The sequence below is a fragment of the Pedobacter lusitanus genome, assembly GCF_040026395.1.
Taxonomy (GTDB): domain Bacteria; phylum Bacteroidota; class Bacteroidia; order Sphingobacteriales; family Sphingobacteriaceae; genus Pedobacter; species Pedobacter lusitanus.
This window is the reverse complement of the sequence record NZ_CP157278.1, coordinates 4,598,003-4,615,749: the sequence shown is the minus strand read 5'-3', so window position 1 is coordinate 4,615,749 and position 17,747 is coordinate 4,598,003. Positions and strand designations below refer to the sequence as shown.

At 38.7% G+C, this 17,747-nt stretch carries 13 protein-coding genes and 1 pseudogene; 6 read left to right on the top strand and 8 right to left on the bottom strand.

Annotation, left to right across the window (positions count from 1 at the left end; genetic code table 11):
- Positions 1 to 11 precede the first annotated feature (11 nt).
- Both hemC and hemA read right to left on the bottom strand, forming a co-directional pair.
- A complete protein-coding gene (gene hemC, locus PL_RS19590) occupies positions 12 to 1,595 on the bottom strand; it encodes a hydroxymethylbilane synthase (RefSeq protein WP_041886690.1) in 1,584 nt (527 codons plus the stop codon).
- Positions 1,596 to 1,753: 158 nt separating this feature from the next.
- Positions 1,754 to 2,980, bottom strand: a complete 1,227-nt coding sequence (hemA, locus tag PL_RS19585; RefSeq protein ID WP_041886689.1) for a glutamyl-tRNA reductase — start codon at positions 2,978 to 2,980, stop codon at positions 1,754 to 1,756.
- Between the two features lie 172 nt (positions 2,981 to 3,152).
- Here hemA and PL_RS19580 point away from each other — a divergent pair, with 172 nt between their 5' ends.
- Positions 3,153 to 3,983 carry an alpha/beta hydrolase family protein gene (locus tag PL_RS19580; RefSeq protein WP_041886687.1) on the top strand — a complete coding sequence of 277 codons (831 nt, stop codon included), beginning with the start codon at positions 3,153 to 3,155 and terminating at the stop codon, positions 3,981 to 3,983.
- A 26-nt stretch (positions 3,984 to 4,009) separates the two neighbouring features.
- Here PL_RS19580 and ispG read toward each other — a convergent pair whose 3' ends face one another.
- The 4 genes from ispG to PL_RS19560 form a co-directional block, all read right to left on the bottom strand.
- A complete protein-coding gene (gene ispG, locus PL_RS19575) occupies positions 4,010 to 5,968 on the bottom strand; it encodes a (E)-4-hydroxy-3-methylbut-2-enyl-diphosphate synthase (protein WP_041886704.1) in 1,959 nt (652 codons plus the stop codon).
- 92 nt (positions 5,969 to 6,060) lie between these two features.
- Positions 6,061 to 6,681: an RDD family protein gene (locus tag PL_RS19570; protein WP_235324699.1), complete on the bottom strand. Its 621-nt coding sequence runs from the start codon at positions 6,679 to 6,681 to the stop codon at positions 6,061 to 6,063.
- Positions 6,682 to 6,687: 6 nt separating this feature from the next.
- Positions 6,688 to 7,641 (bottom strand): LiaF transmembrane domain-containing protein, encoded by a 954-nt coding sequence (locus PL_RS19565; protein ID WP_041886685.1) that lies wholly within the window; start codon positions 7,639 to 7,641, stop codon positions 6,688 to 6,690.
- Positions 7,642 to 7,660: 19 nt separating this feature from the next.
- Positions 7,661 to 8,320: a PspC domain-containing protein gene (locus tag PL_RS19560; RefSeq protein WP_052496606.1), complete on the bottom strand. Its 660-nt coding sequence runs from the start codon at positions 8,318 to 8,320 to the stop codon at positions 7,661 to 7,663.
- Between the two features lie 369 nt (positions 8,321 to 8,689).
- On the opposite strand from PL_RS19560, the gene PL_RS19555 reads away from it, so the two are divergent.
- The 3 genes from PL_RS19555 to PL_RS19545 are packed head-to-tail and all read left to right on the top strand — an operon-like array spanning position 8,690 to position 11,083.
- Positions 8,690 to 9,424 (top strand): MlaE family ABC transporter permease, encoded by a 735-nt coding sequence (locus PL_RS19555; protein ID WP_041886682.1) that lies wholly within the window; start codon positions 8,690 to 8,692, stop codon positions 9,422 to 9,424.
- Entirely contained in the window at positions 9,421 to 10,173 is a 753-nt protein-coding gene (locus PL_RS19550) for an ABC transporter ATP-binding protein (protein WP_041886680.1), read from the top strand. The genes PL_RS19555 and PL_RS19550 overlap by 4 nt, the downstream gene beginning before the upstream one ends.
- Positions 10,174 to 10,195: 22 nt before the next feature.
- The gene (locus tag PL_RS19545) at positions 10,196 to 11,083 is read left to right on the top strand and encodes a class I SAM-dependent methyltransferase (RefSeq protein WP_041886678.1); all 888 of its coding nucleotides are present in this window, start codon (positions 10,196 to 10,198) and stop codon (positions 11,081 to 11,083) included.
- A 12-nt stretch (positions 11,084 to 11,095) separates the two neighbouring features.
- Here the strand turns inward: PL_RS19545 and PL_RS19540 are convergent, their stop codons facing one another.
- A complete protein-coding gene (locus PL_RS19540; protein WP_041886675.1) occupies positions 11,096 to 12,235 on the bottom strand; it encodes an HmuY family protein in 1,140 nt (379 codons plus the stop codon).
- 216 nt (positions 12,236 to 12,451) lie between these two features.
- Between PL_RS19540 and PL_RS19535 the strand changes: the two genes are divergently transcribed.
- Positions 12,452 to 13,504 (top strand): hypothetical protein, encoded by a 1,053-nt coding sequence (locus tag PL_RS19535; protein ID WP_041886674.1) that lies wholly within the window; start codon positions 12,452 to 12,454, stop codon positions 13,502 to 13,504.
- Positions 13,505 to 13,675: 171 nt separating this feature from the next.
- Positions 13,676 to 14,266: a HupE/UreJ family protein gene (locus tag PL_RS19530; protein WP_041886672.1), complete on the top strand. Its 591-nt coding sequence runs from the start codon at positions 13,676 to 13,678 to the stop codon at positions 14,264 to 14,266.
- A gap of 848 nt (positions 14,267 to 15,114) precedes the next feature.
- On the opposite strand, the pseudogene PL_RS19525 reads toward PL_RS19530, so the two are convergent.
- Positions 15,115 to 17,646 (bottom strand): annotated as a pseudogene (locus tag PL_RS19525) (DNA gyrase/topoisomerase IV subunit A); the annotation flags it as partial.
- Between the last annotated feature and the right edge of the window lie 101 nt (positions 17,647 to 17,747).

Here is a 17,747-nt window from a genome sequence, read left to right as displayed (position 1 = left end):
AACCTCTTTTTTTATTTAATATCTATTCCGAATACTGCTTCTGCCAGACCAATTTCATCAGGTGAATAAGGAAGAACATATTCAACACCCATTTCCTCAAATTTCTTTCCTGTTGAATTGCCTATAGCAATTACCTTTTGTCCCGGATCCAGTAAATTATCAGCAAAATAAGCTTCTACATTGGAAGGACTGGTAAAGATTAGTACATCAGCATAAGTATGATCTATATTTTCTTCAATGACTGTCTCATAAATAGGCAGATCAATAATTTTCGTGTCTTCGGCCAGGGATTTCTGAATGCTCTGCAATGAATCCTGTGCACGCGGAAATAAAACAGTCTGATTTCTAACCAGTACAGAAAAATCTTCGCCTACTTCTGTGATATCACCACTTTCGCCAACATAATCAGCTTTATGACCATGTTTTCTAAGTGCATCTTCAGATCCTCTGCCCACAACGCCAAATTTGGTATGTTTAGGTAATACAGGTTTCAGTTTAAAGAAGTATTCTACTCCATTACGACTACTGAAAAATATCCAGTTTATGTGTTTAAGATAAAAAGGATCAAGTACATTTACGATAGGAAAAGTGCGGATCAGTGATCTTCCTTCTATTTCTATATGGTTAGTTTCCAACGCTCTTCTAAAGTAATTGTGTTCCCCGATTTCTCTGGAAATAAATACTCTTGAAGGAAGTTTTCTATCCTTGTCATATTTAGCAACAATTTTTTCAGCCAGCCCTGCCAGGTTATCCACCCGGAAGAATAAACGATTTGGAAAATCATCAGCAGTTAATGCTTTTGAAGTCCAGACCTCATACTGACCATTTTCTTTTTTACAGTAACAACCTAAAGGCATATGGCACCCTCCTTCAAAAAGATTCAGAACTTTACGTTCCACCCCAATTTCTTCAGCAGTATCTGCATCATGAATTTTTTGAAGGATATCATATAATTCCTGATCATTTTCTCTGATCTGAATAGCCAGAACCCCTTGTGCAGGTGCAGGAATCAGCTCAGTCGGATCAATAACTTCCGTATGAAATTCAGACAAGTCAAGGTTCAGGCGGTTTACACCTGCTTTTGCCAGTAAAATAGCATCATATTTCTCATCTCTCAGTTTCTGAATGCGCGTATTCACATTACCACGCAGGTCTTCAATATTAAGATCTGTTCTTAGCGCAAGTAACTGTGCTTTACGTCTGTTGGATGAGGTCCCTACCTGTGCACCGGTTTTCAAAGAAAGTTTCTGCGTAACATCTACACAGTCTTTTAAAATAAGCAGTAATTCAGAGGCATCTTCACGTTCGGAGACTGCCGCGATTGTTAATCCTGCAGGATGTGTTGTTGGCAGATCTTTATGAGAGTGTACAGCAAGATCTATGCTTCCGCTTAATAATTCTTCTTCAAGCTCTTTGGTAAAAAAACCTTTTCCTTCAAGTTTGTCCAGCCTCAGGTTTAGTATTTTATCACCCTGGGTTTTAATGATCTTCAGTTCAGCTTCTACACCAATTTCCGCAAGTTTGTCTTTCGTATAATTGGCTTGCCACAATGCAAGATCACTGCCTCTTGTTCCGATAATAAGTTTTTTCATCATGTTGTTTTATTAAGCTTCCATCAACCTGTTTACAAACAATGTTAATTAAGCTTATGTAGATATCACGTTTTAGATTTGCGCAAATTTAACCTAAAAGAGTTATAGTCTTAAATAATAAACAAATAATGTATTTGTGCTGACTAATCTACCCCGGAAGGCTAGCTGTTGTTGACCAGAATTTCCTTTGCCATGATCATCGGTACGCTAATATATTTCTTTTCCATATAGTCCATCACCCGTTCAAGAACCTGTCTTGAATTTTCATCCAGTGTGTTGATCTCTTCAGCAAAAACAATATCCAGCGCTTTACTTTTAATTGCTTTAATCTTTTGAGGCACTTCACTCATCGCAATTTCTATTTTGCGCTGACGAAGTACTAAATCAAACTCTTTGATATTCTGATCGATGATTTGTTCTGCATTAACCAGTTCATCATAACGTTCCTGGATGTTTTTACGGGCAATCTCTTTTAAAGATTCTACCTCAATAAAATGTACAGGGAAGTTTTTGATAACCTCAGGTGCAGTATCGTTAGGAATTGCAAGATCTACAATAACTTTTTTACCAGTTTCGCCGTTAAGGAGTTTACGGTAAATTTTTTCTGTAATGATAGGTTCAGTAGCACCGGTACAGGTAATGATCACATCAAAACCCTGATTGAAATCTTCCAGTGCTGTCAATGGATAAGCTGTACCATTTAAATCTTTTGCAAGAGATTCAGCATTTTCTACCGTTCTGTTAAAAATAGAAAAATTAGAATACTTGTGCTTTTTAAGGTATTGAGCTAAATTCTTATTAGTCTCGCCGGCGCCTATGATCAGGATTCTTGAGCTGGCTGTTATAGTGAGGTCCCTTAATTTACGGTAAGCCAATGACACTACCGAAACCGGGTTTTTAGAGATATTCGTATGGGTATAAACTTCCTTTGCCGTTTTAACTACCCGATTCATGATCATTCTCATATAATCAGCAGTAAAACCAGAAATACGGCATGCTTCATAAGCCCGGCGTACCTGTGCAAGGATTTCTTTTTCTCCGACCACCAGACTTTCCAGTGAACAGGAAGTACGTAATAAGTGATTGAAAGCTTCCACCTGTTCATAAACAGAAACATTTTCAAGGAACCTGTCCATGTAGGCTTCAGGCAGTCCCATGTCCAGTACGGTCAGGAAACGAAGGATAAATTCACGATCTAATTCGTGTGCAGTGGTAAAAACAAACTCAACGCGGTTACATGTACCGATATAAAAAATTTCTTTTACATCCAGTTCATTTTGAATATTCTTCAGTCTGTCATCCAGTGTCTGCTCACAGATAACTAATTTCCCTAAAGACTTTAAGTCAATTTGTTTATGAGTGAAAGCAAGTATCTTTAAATATTCCAATTTGGGTTTGTGTTGTTTTATTAGTGGAAACAAAAGTAACAACACGACCCTTAGTGTCTGTCATTATGCTGTAATTAAGAATAATTTAGAAAGATTTTAAATTAAATAAGAAGAAGAAAAACAAGGGTCCATTATGTTTGTTAATATGGTTAACCAGCTATAAAAGAATACTATGCTTAAAAAAGAACAATTTATTTTATCCGGTTCTAAAGATAAAACAATTTCCGGAGACCTCATTTATGATGACAATTATACAGATCAACCCTGCATTTTATTTGTACATGGCTTCAAAGGTTTTAAAGACTGGGGGGCTCATAATCTTGTAGCAGCCAGTTTTGCTGCCCAGGGATACCGCTATTTTAAGTTTAATTTAAGCCACAGCGGTGTAACTGCACAGCAACCCAACGACGTTACTGATTTAAATGCATTTGCAGAAAATACAGTAAGCATGGAGCTGCAGGATGTGGATACAGTCATCAACTATATTGCTCACACCTATCCTTTGAGCCCTATATACCTCATTGGTCATAGCCGTGGTGGTGCCCTCGTTATCCTGAAAGGTGCAGCAGATTCCCGTATTCATAAAATAATTACCTGGTCTGCCATTGCAGATTTCAGTTCTCTGTGGAAAAAAGATCAGGAAGAAGAATGGCTGTCGTCAGGAAAGATTTTTGTAGAAAATGCAAGAACAAAAGAAAAGATGCCCTTAAATAGTACACTCCTGGAAGATTTCAATGCTCATAAAGATGAATTTGATGTTATTCATGCCGCAGCAAAAGTCAAAATACCCTGGCTGATTCTGCATGGTGATGATGATATCAATGTAAATTTCAGTATTGCACAGCAGCTGGCTCAGGCACAACCAATGGCCAGATTACAAAAGATCAAAGGAGCTAATCATGTATTTGGTGCCAGTCATCCCTATACAGAAAAAGAATTACCTGCTCAACTCTCGGAGGTATGCAAAAAAACTCTTGATTTTTTAAAAAGCCCCGGACTGTAATTTAAAACAGATCAGGGCTTCCGATATTATTTTACTTCCGTCCAGTTGCCATCTTCTTTGATCAGATCAATAAGATCATCCAGTGCACGGGCGGAATTCACATTCTTTTTCACTACTTCTTTTCCACGATACAAGGTGATTTTATCAGGCCCTGTACCAACATAACCGTAATCAGCATCGGCCATTTCACCCGGGCCATTTACTATACAGCCCATTATCCCTATTTTAATCCCTTTCAGGTGATCCGTTCTTGAGCGTATCAGCTGCGTCGTTTCCTGCAGATCGAACAATGTTCTTCCACAGCTTGGACAGGAAATATACTCAGTTTTAGAAATTCTTGTTCTGGTTGCCTGTAGAATTCCAAAACTTGTAGAATTCATCACCGGAAGACCAACCGTCATTGGTGCATCAATCCATATCCCATCACCAAAGCCATCCGTAAATAAAGCACCTAAATCTGTAGCTGCATATAACTGCAGATCATCCGCGCTGATCGCAGCGTAAGATCTTTTGATAATTACAGGAATTTGATTTTCACTTTTAAGCAGGGCGACAAAAAAGTCTCTCTGTTCCATCATCCCTGATTCTGAAGATGTCTCCAGTACCAATACAACTGTTTCATCAAGCAAAGCCAGTAAAACTTTATTATAATTTCTTGCATTTACGCTAACCAGATTCAGAATAGGATCCTTTAATGCGGTTGTTGCATAATCTTCCAGTTTAATCAGCGGATGACAATTATTTTTATCCTTTAATCCCAGCCACGTCCGGTAATTATAAACCTGACGCAGATTACCCGGAAAAGAGAAAGATGGCAGTGAGTCTGCTAAATAAACCAGATCGCAAGCCTGATCGGCCATATTATATTTATCCAGACCCGCACTGTATTGATAGCCAACCTCAGCTAAAAAATAGGGGTCTTTAAGATTCTTCGAAGAGACATCCAGCATAACCACAGGATGATGATGACCTCCGATATGCTGTACAGGTTTGGTAATTCTGCGATTGTATTCATATGGGCTGTATGGCAAATCCCGAATTTCAATCCGTTCATTGGTTATCACACCAGCTGATCTGTTTGCATAGCGGTCAGCCAGAGCTTTTGCCACTGGTGCTTCAAATTCAGGGTCTTCTGTTAAAGAAACCCGGATGGTATCACCCAACCCATCTTCCAGTAAAGTACCAATACCTACTGCAGATTTAATTCTTCCATCTTCACCATCACCAGCTTCAGTAACACCAAGATGAAGCGGATAATTCATCCCCTCTTTGACCATGGTTTCTACCAGCAAGCGATAGGCCTGCACCATTACCTGCGTATTACTCGCTTTCATGGAAATGACCAGGTTATAATAATTCAGATCTTCACAAATCCGCATAAATTCCATAGCAGATTCTACCATACCACGGGGAGTATCACCATACTGACTCATAATTCTGTCTGATAAAGAACCATGATTCGTGCCTATACGCATAGCAGTTCCATATTCCTTACAGATCTTTACCAGAGGTGAAAACTTCTTATAAATACGATCCAGCTCAGCCTGATAAGCCTGCTGGGTATATTCTATATTCTCAAAACGTTTTTTATCAGCATAATTACCCGGATTAACCCTTACTTTCTCAACAATACGGGCTGCCGCTTCCGCAGCATTGGGTGTAAAATGTATATCCGCAACCAAAGGTACATTATACCCTCTGAAACGTAACTCCTTTTTGATATTTGCCAGATTTTCTGCTTCTTTCATACTCGGAGCAGTAATCCTTACATACTCACATCCAGACTCCATCATTCTTATGGTCTGCTCTACTGTCCCGATAGTATCCATCGTGTCAGTAGTAGTCATAGACTGTATCCTGATAGGATTCAACCCACCCATAGGAATATCTCCTATAGAAACCTCACGTGTTAAGAACCTGGAATACTGATTTAAATGATTGCAATACCCTCCGGCCAATTCTTTTTGTGCTGTTACGTTTTCCATACTTGTACAAAGATAAAGATTATGTTTTGTATGTGAATTCAGATAGATTCCAAATATCACTAATTGCTGCAGGCTTACAGACAAAAAATATTTTATAACAAACGATCTTTAATAACTAAAGTCCCGGCAGCTGCATCATGGAAACACTGTTGCTTTTTATTCAGAAAACTATACAGATACCCGAAGAATAAAGGAGCTACAGATAAAATCTTGGCCAGGTTCCTGAAAAAGGAAGTCAGCACACCTATTCTGCTTCCCTTCAAATCTGTCACTTTGATACTTAATAACCTCTTGCCAATTGTCCCCTGCTTTACAGAAGCCTCTGCAAAGACGCCATAAATAAACTTAAACACCGGAATTACCGGTAAAAACAGCAAGGCAAAAGTAATCCGTTCTCCCTGTTCTTTAACAAAAGCAAAACTGAGCAGAATTAACAAAATATAAACCAGGAATAAGATGAAATAATCAATAACAGAAGCCAGCAGACGCTGATCAAACGAAGCAAAATATTGCGGGGCTGTCTTCTCATAACTGAAACCAAAAAGCGCACGGAGTTCAGCAAACTCGTGCGCTTCTTTATAATCATCCATTCCGGGCTTTCTGATAAAAGTTCCCGCTACGATATTCATCTTCTTTAAATGTTCAAAATCGTATGGTCCTTCTGGCTTTCCATTGACTACTACGATATAATTAATCTCTTCTTCAGGTTTCAATAGCTGTTAATATCTGTTCACCTCAAAATTACTCAATCCTCCGTCCAGATTAATAAAAATCTTTTTTGTGGATGAACTATAATTTGAAGTTTCATAGTTGTTGTTATCAACCTTTGTAAAACCCGGGAAATCTTTTGCAGAAAGACCGGTTTTTGTTTTGATCCTGCAACCAGATGTTTCAGGAATATTGATTTCTACTGAAGCGACGCCTGTTTTCACAACCACATCTGTAATTGGCAGCTGCGCTCCTACCTTCAGATCTACAGATGCCGCACCACCATCAAATCTGAAACTTCTCAGTTTATATGCTGACAAATCCAGCTTCACTTCACCAGCACCCATATTCATATTTACAGTCCACTCAGGTTTTTTGTTGAGTTTCAGATCTACATCATTCCCCCCATTTCCAAGAGACCAGTTTCCTTTTTTATCTTTCATTTTAAAAGTCAGCGTATTTACAGAATCCGTGCTTTCTTTCTGAAGAATGAAATTACCGTTTCTGCGTTCCACTTCAGCAGTAATCAGCTGATCAGTTTCTCCTGATAAATTAAATGAAGTACCACCGCCCGAAATATTAAGAACAGTCTTTTTAGCACTGTCTGCAGCAATCATTGGTTCCGCAAAATTCAGTTTCTGGCTTTCTCCGTCCTCCACACTATCTAAATCAAGATCAAGATCCTTTGAAAAACGCTCACCTATCCAATTTCTGTTAGCAGGAGGTTGCTGTCCTCGGTAAAAGATAAAGCCAAGCATGATAACCAGTACCCCCAGAGATATCATATTTCCGGTTTCCGATTTATTTCTGTTAAACAGGATGTTTACACCCGCAATAATCAGAAATACAGGCCAGAAGCTCCATACATTTCTCCAGTAAAAATTTATAACATCAAAATTCTCTAACAAAAGAACTGCCCCTACAAATAGCAGGACTATGCCCCACATTACTCTATTCAGTTTCATAAAATATCTATTAAAGAGTTTACAATTGATGATCAGCCGCCTGATCAGATGGTTTTACAGGTTCTTCTGAAGCTGGTCTCTGCGCCGTAGTATCTGCTTCCCCGTGTTGCTGATTTTTCCAGTCTTCCCATGTATTTTTACGTTTGGCTTTCAGAATAAAACTTAATCCGATCGCAACAAATACAAGAGGCCATAACTTGCCCAGTCTAAACCAATACGGTATAATGTGAAACTCATTCATCAGAAAATATAAACCGATGACCAGAAGGAATAATCCCCCAACAGTACGGCCAGTATCATTATTTTTAGGCAAAGATTTAAAATCCAAAGGATTTTGCCAGTCAGTTGCCGGGTTACCTTTTACTTCCGGATTTTCCTGTCCGGTACCTCCCGCTGTATTTTGCTGTCCGAACGGTGGCGGGGTATTAAAACCCTGAAAATCATTTTGTTTTTTGAAGTAATCATTAAATTTTGAAAACCTCGCAGCCGGATCATTATTAACCGGTACAACAATCCACATTACCAGATAAACCAGGATCCCTGTTCCTACCAAAAATATAGTTGACAATACAAATAACAATCTGATGATAGTTACATCTACCTGCATATATTCTGCTAATCCTGATGAAACGCCCGCAATTATCTTGTCATGTTCGTTTCTTAATAATCTGTTTTCCATAAATCACTCTCCTATATTATTAACATTCCTTTACTAACGGTTTTACAACATTCCTCTTTTATTTTTACAAGTAACAAACGTTGAATAACCCTCAATACACAATTAAGACTGAGCAAGGTCAAATTAGTTACAAAAGACAGCAAAGCATTTTTCTTTATCAAAACAATTCCTGTTCAAACCGCCTGAACAACCTCTTCAGGCCATCATTTACATTCCTGATCAATTTATTATGCTCACTCTAATCAGCTGCAAAAAACCACATTATTCATCAAATACCAGAATATTTTTGAGAAATAAACAAAGCCACAACATTTTTTGTTGTTTCTTTGTATTATTATAGTATTAATACATTAGCTAATTTCTTACTGAATGAACTTCACCAATTTTGGTAGATACCTGTTGCTGTTGAGAGCAGTTTTCAGGAAACCCGAAAAATTTAAAATATATCTTAAAGCCATTTTTCAACAAATGGACTTTGTCGGTGTAGGCTCACTTGGTTTAATTGCCATCATTTCTACCTTTATAGGGGCAGTTATGACTTTACAGATTGCTTTTCAGCTGGTAAGTGATTTTATTCCTAAAACAATCATTGGTTCAGTAACAAGAGATTCAAGCATTCTGGAACTAAGCCCGACTATTACCGCAATAGTACTTGCCGGTAAAATTGGCTCAGCTATTTCTTCAGAAATCGGTACAATGAGAGTTAGTGAACAAATTGATGCTCTTGAAATTATGGGTATCAACTCGCCAGGCTACCTGATTCTGCCTAAATTAATTGCTGGAATTACAATGGTTCCCGTGCTGGTTATTTTTGCTATGGTTTTGAGTATTGCAGGTGGTTACCTGGGTGGTACTTTATCTGGCGCAGTAACTCCTGCTGAATATATTCAGGGTATCACAACAGATTTCAATCCTTATACTATTACTGTAGCTCTGGTTAAAGCATTTGTCTTTGGCTTCATTATTACTACAGTACCCGCATATGAAGGCTTTTATGTAAAAGGTGGTGCACTGGAAGTAGCACAGGCAAGTACAAGAGCTGTTGTAGTAAGCTGTATCAGTATCCTCGCTTGTGATTACATTGTAACCCAATTATTATTATGATCGAAATCAAAGACATTGAAAAATCTTTCGGGCCCAATACTGTCCTGAAAGGCGTATCAGGAATATTTAAAGAGGGTTTAACTAATTTAATCATTGGCGGTTCCGGTTCCGGAAAAACTACCCTGCTCAAATGTATGATAGGTTTGCACACACCCGAAAAAGGCAGTGTGCAGTACGATGGAAGAGAGTTTATTGACATGAGTTTTGAGCAGCGTATTGAAATCCGTAAAGAAATTGGTATGCTTTTCCAGGGATCTGCACTTTTTGACTCTATGACAGTCGAAGAGAATATTATGTTCCCTTTAAACATGTTCACCGATCATTCCTTCAAAGAAAAGCTGGAACGGGTTAATTTTTGTCTGGAACGGGTTAATCTGGCTGGTAAAAACAAGCTTTTTCCGGCAGAACTTTCAGGGGGGATGAAAAAACGTGTGGGGATTGCCCGTGCAATTGCCATGAACCCTAAATACCTTTTCGTAGATGAGCCCAATTCAGGACTTGATCCAAAAACATCCATCGTTATTGATGAGCTGATTAAGGAAATTACCGAAGAGTACAACACCACTACAATTGTAGTTACCCATGATATGAACTCAGTAATGGGCATTGGTGATTATATTCTTTTTCTGCATGAAGGAAAAAAATTCTGGGAAGGTTCTAATAAAGAAATTGCCCATACAGACATAGAAGAACTTAACGATTTTGTTTTTGCCAGCCGTTTTATGAAGGCTGCGAAGAAAAACTTTTAATAACATTTGTACAAAAAAATTTATGATAAGCCTACTAACCCCCACGCACTGGAAAGATTATGAGCTGATTGATTGTGGAGATTTTGAAAAACTGGAGCGCTTTGGCAATCTGATCCTTTGCAGACCTGAACCTCAGGCCGTATGGAAAAAAACACTGTCTGAGCAGGAATGGAAAAAACTGACAAATATCAGATTTAAAGGACGCTCTGCAACTTCCGGAGAATGGGTGAAAACCGCAGGAAATCTACCTGACCGCTGGAATGTTGAATACAAAAACGATGACGTGAAGATCAATCTTCGTTTGGGACTGACCTCATTTAAACATGTAGGTGTTTTCCCTGAGCAGGCTGTCAACTGGGATTATATCTCTTCTTCAATTAAGAAATTCAAAAACCCAAAACCAAAAGTCCTTAACCTTTTTGCTTATACTGGTGCAGCATCTTTGATTTCACAGGCATCTGGTGCAGATACAACCCATGTAGACTCTATCAAACAGGTTGTCAACTGGGCCAATGAAAATCAGGAACTATCTCAGTTAAAAGATGTGAGATGGGTTGTGGAAGACGCCTTGAAGTTTGTGCAACGTGAATTAAAGCGTGGTAAAAAATATAATGGTATTATTCTGGACCCTCCTGCATTCGGACATGGTCCAAATGGTGAAAAATGGAAACTGGAAGATCATATTCAGGAAATGATGCAGGATGTGGTAAAATTACTCGATGAAGAAGAACACTTCCTGATTCTGAATACCTATTCCCTGGGCTTTTCTTCTGTAATTGTTGAAAACCTGATCAAAACATCTTTTCCTCAGGTAAAAAATCTTGAAACAGGTGAACTTTATCTGCAGGCCACCTCAGGGATAAAATTACCCCTGGGCGTTTTTGGAAAATTTAATACTTTCTCTTCTTAAGAAGAGAAAGTATTAAATTCCCGGATTGGGGGCTGATTGTACCAGTCTATATTCAATTACAGGCTTCCCTGCAGCTCCACCGTCAATATTACTGGAGCTCTTAAATCTGAGCTTATAATAATTATTTTCAGCGTCTTTAATTACGTAAAAGAGATTGGGAATCACTGATGTCTGTCCGTCTGTCCCTACATCTCTTCTCCATTTTACTCCTATAGCATCCCGTGTAGCCAGATAATCTTCAGGTTTAAGGTTTGCCAGATTCGCTGCTGTAAAATTATCAAAATTTAATGTTGTATTCCCTGTGAGTTGCGCAGCACTAACTCCACCTAAAAAATTAATGAGCACAAAATTATTAGTACGTACCGGTACTCCGTTGGCATCCTGATAAGTAGTCCAGGTCCACTCAATATCCCATAATGCCTTTGCAGGCTCCGGATTTACAGCTCCGGAGGCAAAATTGATGTAGTTAAAATTATAAGAAAGATCTTTGTTGTAAGATGGATCATTATATTTGGGAACCACTACTCCAATGCGCGCAAATTGCATAATGTAACCATTGATTCCCTGATAAACTTTGAATTTATACCACGGAAATACAACTTTTCTTGAAGTTGGGTCGGCGGTTGTAGGAACCGTCATCTCAGCCATACCTGCTTTACCAGAGTTTAAGATGTACACCTTACTTTCACCTTCAGTCATAGGTATATCTTTAATTACCAAACCATTTAGATAATCTGCAGCAAGCCCCGTTACCGGATCCACAAGCTTTTTAATATTAGGTGAAGTGAAATCCAGCGTACCAGCACTTGCCATTGTAGCAGAATCTGCCGTGCTAATATCTGCAAGATTGGTCTTATCTGTCTGAAAGACTGTAGCTCCCATAGAATGGTTGATTATGAGTTTAAACTCTTTACCGGGATAAAGTCCAACACTCCAACTTGTTCTATTTACCGGAGTAATTCTTCCTGTACTAAAATCCACATATACACTGTTAGCTGCATTCACCCCCAGTTCAGTTCCGGCAATTCCCTGCAGCTGTGTGGTCTGTCCATCAAATGGCTGCGGATATTTGTAATCGACATTGTCTTTTTTACAACCGGCAAAAGCAAAAACCGCAAAACTATATAGAATGATTACTTTATGTTTATTCATGTGAAAGGTCTGATTCTCTAAAACGCTAAGAATTGTAAAGATAATATTCCTGACCCTGAATTTGTATAAATTCAGTACTGATGCTACAGATTATCTAACTAATAATCGATGAATTCTTGTTTATTTGATAATTCTTATACACATTAGAGATTTTGTCGGCTGAATGTGTAGTTTTGCAGACATTAAGAAAATTCATATTTAACCCCTATATAACCTATGAAAATACCACAACTCGCGGGAACACTATTAATTGCATTTACTACTGTCACCTTATTTGCCAATTGCACCTCAGGTACAAATAAAAAAGGCGAAACATCGAAATCAGCATTAAGTGCCTCAGGAGATTCTTCAGCAGTTGCTGTTACAGATACTACACGTAAACCCATTGACACGGCAAAATACAACAGTCTGATGCTGAAACTTGCACATGGGGATACAACAGGAAAATGGCCGGTTAAACCGCAGCCTTATCCATTGCCGGGAGCTATTTTACCATATAAAAGGATTGTAGCTTATTACGGGAATATATACTCTAAAAGAATGGGTGCATTAGGTGAATACGCACCTAAAGAAATGTTATCCAGATTAGATGCTGAAGTTAAAAAATGGGAAAAAGCTGATCCTTCCACACCAGTACAACCAGCACTGCATTATATCGCTGTAGTAGCACAGGGTGATGGCGGTAAAGATGGTAAGTACAGATTCAGAATGCCGGATAAACAGATTGACTCTGTAATGGCGATTTCAAGAATGCGTAAAAACATGATTGTATTCCTTGATATTCAGGTATCATTAAGCACAATCAGAACCGAATTACCATTATTGGAGAAATACCTTAAAATGCCAAATGTACATTTAGGTATAGATCCTGAATTCTCTATGAAGGATGGTGTGAAACCTGGAAAAAGAATTGGCACATATGATGCAGCTGACATCAATTACTGCTCTCAGTTTCTTGCCGATCTCGTAAAGAAATATAACTTGCCTCCTAAAGTTTTTACAGTTCACCGTTTTACCAGAAAAATGGTTACCAATTACAAGAACATCAAATTACGTCCTGAAGTTCAAATGGTAATGCATATGGACGGATGGGGTGAACCAGAACTTAAAAAAGGCACTTACCGTCATTTTATCTTTAGTGAACCTGTAGAATTCACCGGATTCAAATTGTTCTATAAAAATGATTTGAAAAAAGCACCAAACAGAATGATGACACCAGAAGAGTTGTTAAAACTTACACCGATTCCTGTTTATATACAATATCAGTAAGATCTGACGATCTTTCAATAAAAAACGCCCTGTTATTAAATAGCAGGGCGTTTTTTATTGAAAGATCAAATCAGCCGCCTAAAACGGTTATGTTGTAAAATTATTGTCTGACCTTTAATCTGGCAGGCGATTATATTTTCATTGTTAATTAAAAATTAATAAGTTTGGCCTATGCAGGATTTTTCTTTATACTTTGAGCTGGGTTGGCAACATATATTAAACTGGAAAGGATATGATCATATCCTATTTGTCATAGTCTTATGCGGAGCATACACCCTAACTGATTGGAAAAGAGTATTATTACTTGTTACTGCTTTTACTGTAGGGCATAGCATCACACTTGCGTTAAGCGTATTGAAGGTAATAACAGTCAAAACAGATTTGATTGAATTTCTGATCCCGGTGACCATATTGGTTACTGCTGCCTCAAACATACTGTCTGGGAAATCATCAAGACCAAAGGGAGTACAATTCAAATATATACTTGCTTTATTCTTCGGACTGATCCATGGAATGGGCTTTTCCAATTATCTGAATAGCTTATTGGGTAAAAGCACCAATATTGTAGCAGAACTGTTTGCTTTCAATATCGGGCTTGAATTTGGACAGGTACTTATTGTAACCGGGATATTGCTGATTTCCTTTGTCCTGATTAATATTTTCAAGGTCAAAAAGTGGAACTGGAACTTCTTCCTTTCCTCAGCAATATTTGGTATATCATTTATTATGGCAGCAGAGAGATGGCCAGACTTATTCCGTTAGAATAAGCCCAGCTGTCCTTTATCATCTATTTCAACATCATCCGGATTGGTAATCTCCAATCTTACATTCTTGTTGATCGTACCTTCTTTTGTTACTTTACTTTTTGCGTCTGCTGTTTTCTTTGGCTTTGCAGCAGGTTTTTCCTTTGCTTCGGGAGCAACCGGCGTTTCTGTATTCACAGCATCGGCCGATGTTTCACTTACCCGGGGCTCAACCGGTTTTTCAGTTACCACCTGAATAACTGGTATTTCTTCTTTTTCAACCGTAGCTGGTTCTTCTGATTCAGCAGAACTAACCGGCATCTCCACTTTTTCAGGGACCACTGGTACTTCCGCAACAGGCTCTTCCGGTTCTGACCTGGCAGATGTACCCTCTTCAAGCAGCGGAGCAGGAATATGCTCATCGATAACCTCAGAAACTACCTTTTCAGTAATTTCAGCAGGCTCTGTATCCGTTTTCTTAACACGCTTAGCCGGAGTAGTTTTTTCCGTAGTTTCAGTTACAGCAGCCTCAGGTACTCCTGCTTTTTCTTCTCTGACCCATTCTTTCTTAGGAGCCGGAACTTTAATCTCTTTTTCCGGAAGTTCTTTTTTCTCCGTAACCGGATCTTCAGTATCCGTAATATGAACTTCGGCTACTGCTTCTTCAGCTGCCGGTTCTTCTCTTGCTTCATCGGTGCCTCCATCTGCTGTACGAACTGCTTCCTCCTCAGTCTCAGTCACGCTTTGATCAGTTTCCTCAGCTTCAAGCTCTTCTGCTGCAGCTGTATCATCAGCTGTCGGTGCATTTTCAACAGCAGCATCGTCCTGATTATCTCCAGCAGTATCATCAGAGGCAATAGGCGCCCCCTCTTTTGTATCATCTTCCAGAACAGGTTCATTTTCATCAGCATTGCTGATTTTAATCTTTTTAACCTCATGCTGGGTTAACCTGTTACCATTTGCTTTTATACCTTTAACATCTATAAACTCAGCCAGCACAATCTCCAGTGTCTCTGGTATCTGTGTTTTACCTTTAAGTACATCCACTGTTAATACAGCTTCAGGGTTGCTGGTCAGATGCAGGAATCTGGAACCAGTTTCCTCACTGATCAGACTTTGTTTCTTTCCTACAGCAATAGGTTCAAAAACAAATCGCTTTACAAAGTAATTCTTAGCTTTTCCTTCATACTGTACCAAGCTGAAAGCTCTCTCTGCATCAAATTTCTGAATCAGTAAAAGATCATCGTCAAAGTGATTGCTCAGCTCGAAAGAACTCAGTTCATACCAGCCTTCTTTGTGAACCTGAAGAATTTTATCATCTCCATCAAATTCACCAAGATATTTACCTCTGCCATCTACGTTCAGCCTTCTCAGCAAATCATCATACCAGATTTTCAGTCCCGAAAGCGTTGAAACTCCCTTACTTTTCAGCAATACCTTTTTGATAGGATATTTGGAAACTATATTCCCCTGGGAAGCCCGTCCTTTGATAGCTATATCAGCAAAATCCACATCAAACTGCAATTTTTTCAGTTTGCTATGAGGTTTAAGCATTACTGTAACAATTTCAGCCTCACCATTTGGATTAGGCGTGAAATACAACATTTTAGAACCTTTACTACCTTTGGTTAGGTCATATTCCTTGTCACGGGTAACTCCGATTACAGCAAAACGCTTGATATAAGAAGTTCCACTCGCTCCGTCTTTATAGATTAAGTTATAGATCGTGCGGTCATCGTTCTTTTTAAATACCTGGGCATAAACGATCCCTTTCCCAACAAATGTTTTATCAGCAACTTTCGTGATTATACATTTGCCGTCTTCCCTGAAAACAATAATCTCGTCCAGATCGGAACAATCAGCAATAAATTCATCTTTTTTAAGTCCGGTTCCAATAAAACCATCCTCACGATTCATATATAATTTAACATTGGCCAGTGCAACCTTCGAAGCTTCCACCCTGTCAAACAGACGGATTTCAGTTTTACGCTCCCTGCCTTTGCCATATTTATCTTTTAGTTTCTGGTACCATGCAATTGCATAATCAGTCAGATGACGAAGATGATTTTTTACAATCTTAATCTCATCAGCCAAAGCCTTCATCTGATCATCCGCTTTTTTAACATCAAAGCGGGTAATGCTACTCATTGGTTTATCAATAAGCTTTTTAAAATCTTCAGGTAAAATCTCCCTGTACAGTTGTTCTTTAAAAGGAGCAAATAATATATTTAAGACTTCTACTACAGCCTCAAAATTACTTGCATTTTCATAATCAGCATGCTTGTACATTCCTTCCTGAATAAAGATCTTCAGTAATGAACTAAAGAATATCTTTTCCTGAAGCTCGTGTAACTTTATCTCCAGCTCCTGTTTCAACAGGTTTTTTGTATTCTTGGTATTCTCTATGAGGATCGCATTTACACTCAGAAACTGAGGCTTATCATCCTTAATAATACAAGTATTCGGAGAAATAGAAACTTCACAGGAAGTAAAAGCATAAAGGGCATCTATCGTAACGTCAGGCGAAATTCCCGGCGCAAGCTGAATTACAATTTCCACATTTGCGGCTGTATTGTCTTCAATCTTCTTGATTTTGATTTTACCTTTATCATTGGCAGACAGAATACTGTCAATCACAGAACCGGTAGTCGTACTGTACGGGATCTCGGTAATGACTAAAGTCTTCTTATCTTTTTCCGTAATCTTTGCACGGACACGAATCTTACCACCACGCATTCCTTCATTGTAGGCCGAAAAATCTGCCATACCTCCGGTAAAGAAATCAGGAAGGATATTAGGTGCTTCACCCTGCAGAATTGAAATAGATGCATCCAGTAATTCTACAAAGTTATGCGGCATAACTTTAGTTGCCAGACCAACTGCAATTCCTTCTGCTCCCTGCGCTAACAGCAAGGGGAATTTTACAGGTAAAGTAAGTGGTTCATTATTTCTGCCATCATAACTTAACTGCCAGATCGTGGTATCTGCATTAAATACAACTTCGGTTGCAAATTTTGACAACCGTGCTTCTATATAACGAGGAGCAGCAGCACTGTCTCCTGTAATCGGATCTCCCCAGTTACCCTGACAGTCAATAAGCAGATCTTTCTGCCCTATCTGCACCATAGCATCACCGATGGAAGCATCACCATGAGGGTGATACTTCATAGTATTTCCAATTACATTGGCTGCTTTATTAAAGCGTCCGTCATCCATCTCTTTCAGCGAGTGCATAATTCTCCGCTGAACAGGCTTCAACCCATCATTAATATGGGGCACAGCCCGGTCCAAAATTACATAAGAGGCATAATCGAGGAACCAGTTCTCGTAAAGGCCATTAATAGGTATTACGGTATGTTTTGTCTCTTCGTTTACGTTATCATCTAATTCGTCGCTCATCAAGAAAGGGTTTGGATGGCGTAAAGATAAGGCATCCCATCAAATTCCGGGATACAATTTCCTAACTTTTGAAAATTCTTTATGAGGACCTTTTCAAATCA

What these genes read in the sequence shown, in the direction of transcription:
- hemC (WP_041886690.1), bottom strand. Translation starts at nt 1,595, where the DNA reads ATGATGAAAAAACTTATTATCGGAACAAGAGGCAGTGATCTTGCATTG.
- PL_RS19580 (WP_041886687.1), top strand. Translation starts at nt 3,153, where the DNA reads ATGCTTAAAAAAGAACAATTTATTTTATCCGGTTCTAAAGATAAAACA.
- ispG (WP_041886704.1), bottom strand. Translation starts at nt 5,968, where the DNA reads ATGGAAAACGTAACAGCACAAAAAGAATTGGCCGGAGGGTATTGCAAT.
- PL_RS19565 (WP_041886685.1), bottom strand. Translation starts at nt 7,641, where the DNA reads ATGAAACTGAATAGAGTAATGTGGGGCATAGTCCTGCTATTTGTAGGG.
- PL_RS19560 (WP_052496606.1), bottom strand. Translation starts at nt 8,320, where the DNA reads ATGGAAAACAGATTATTAAGAAACGAACATGACAAGATAATTGCGGGC.
- PL_RS19555 (WP_041886682.1), top strand. Translation starts at nt 8,690, where the DNA reads ATGAACTTCACCAATTTTGGTAGATACCTGTTGCTGTTGAGAGCAGTT.
- PL_RS19550 (WP_041886680.1), top strand. Translation starts at nt 9,421, where the DNA reads ATGATCGAAATCAAAGACATTGAAAAATCTTTCGGGCCCAATACTGTC.
- PL_RS19545 (WP_041886678.1), top strand. Translation starts at nt 10,196, where the DNA reads ATGATAAGCCTACTAACCCCCACGCACTGGAAAGATTATGAGCTGATT.
- PL_RS19540 (WP_041886675.1), bottom strand. Translation starts at nt 12,235, where the DNA reads ATGAATAAACATAAAGTAATCATTCTATATAGTTTTGCGGTTTTTGCT.
- PL_RS19535 (WP_041886674.1), top strand. Translation starts at nt 12,452, where the DNA reads ATGAAAATACCACAACTCGCGGGAACACTATTAATTGCATTTACTACT.
- PL_RS19530 (WP_041886672.1), top strand. Translation starts at nt 13,676, where the DNA reads ATGCAGGATTTTTCTTTATACTTTGAGCTGGGTTGGCAACATATATTA.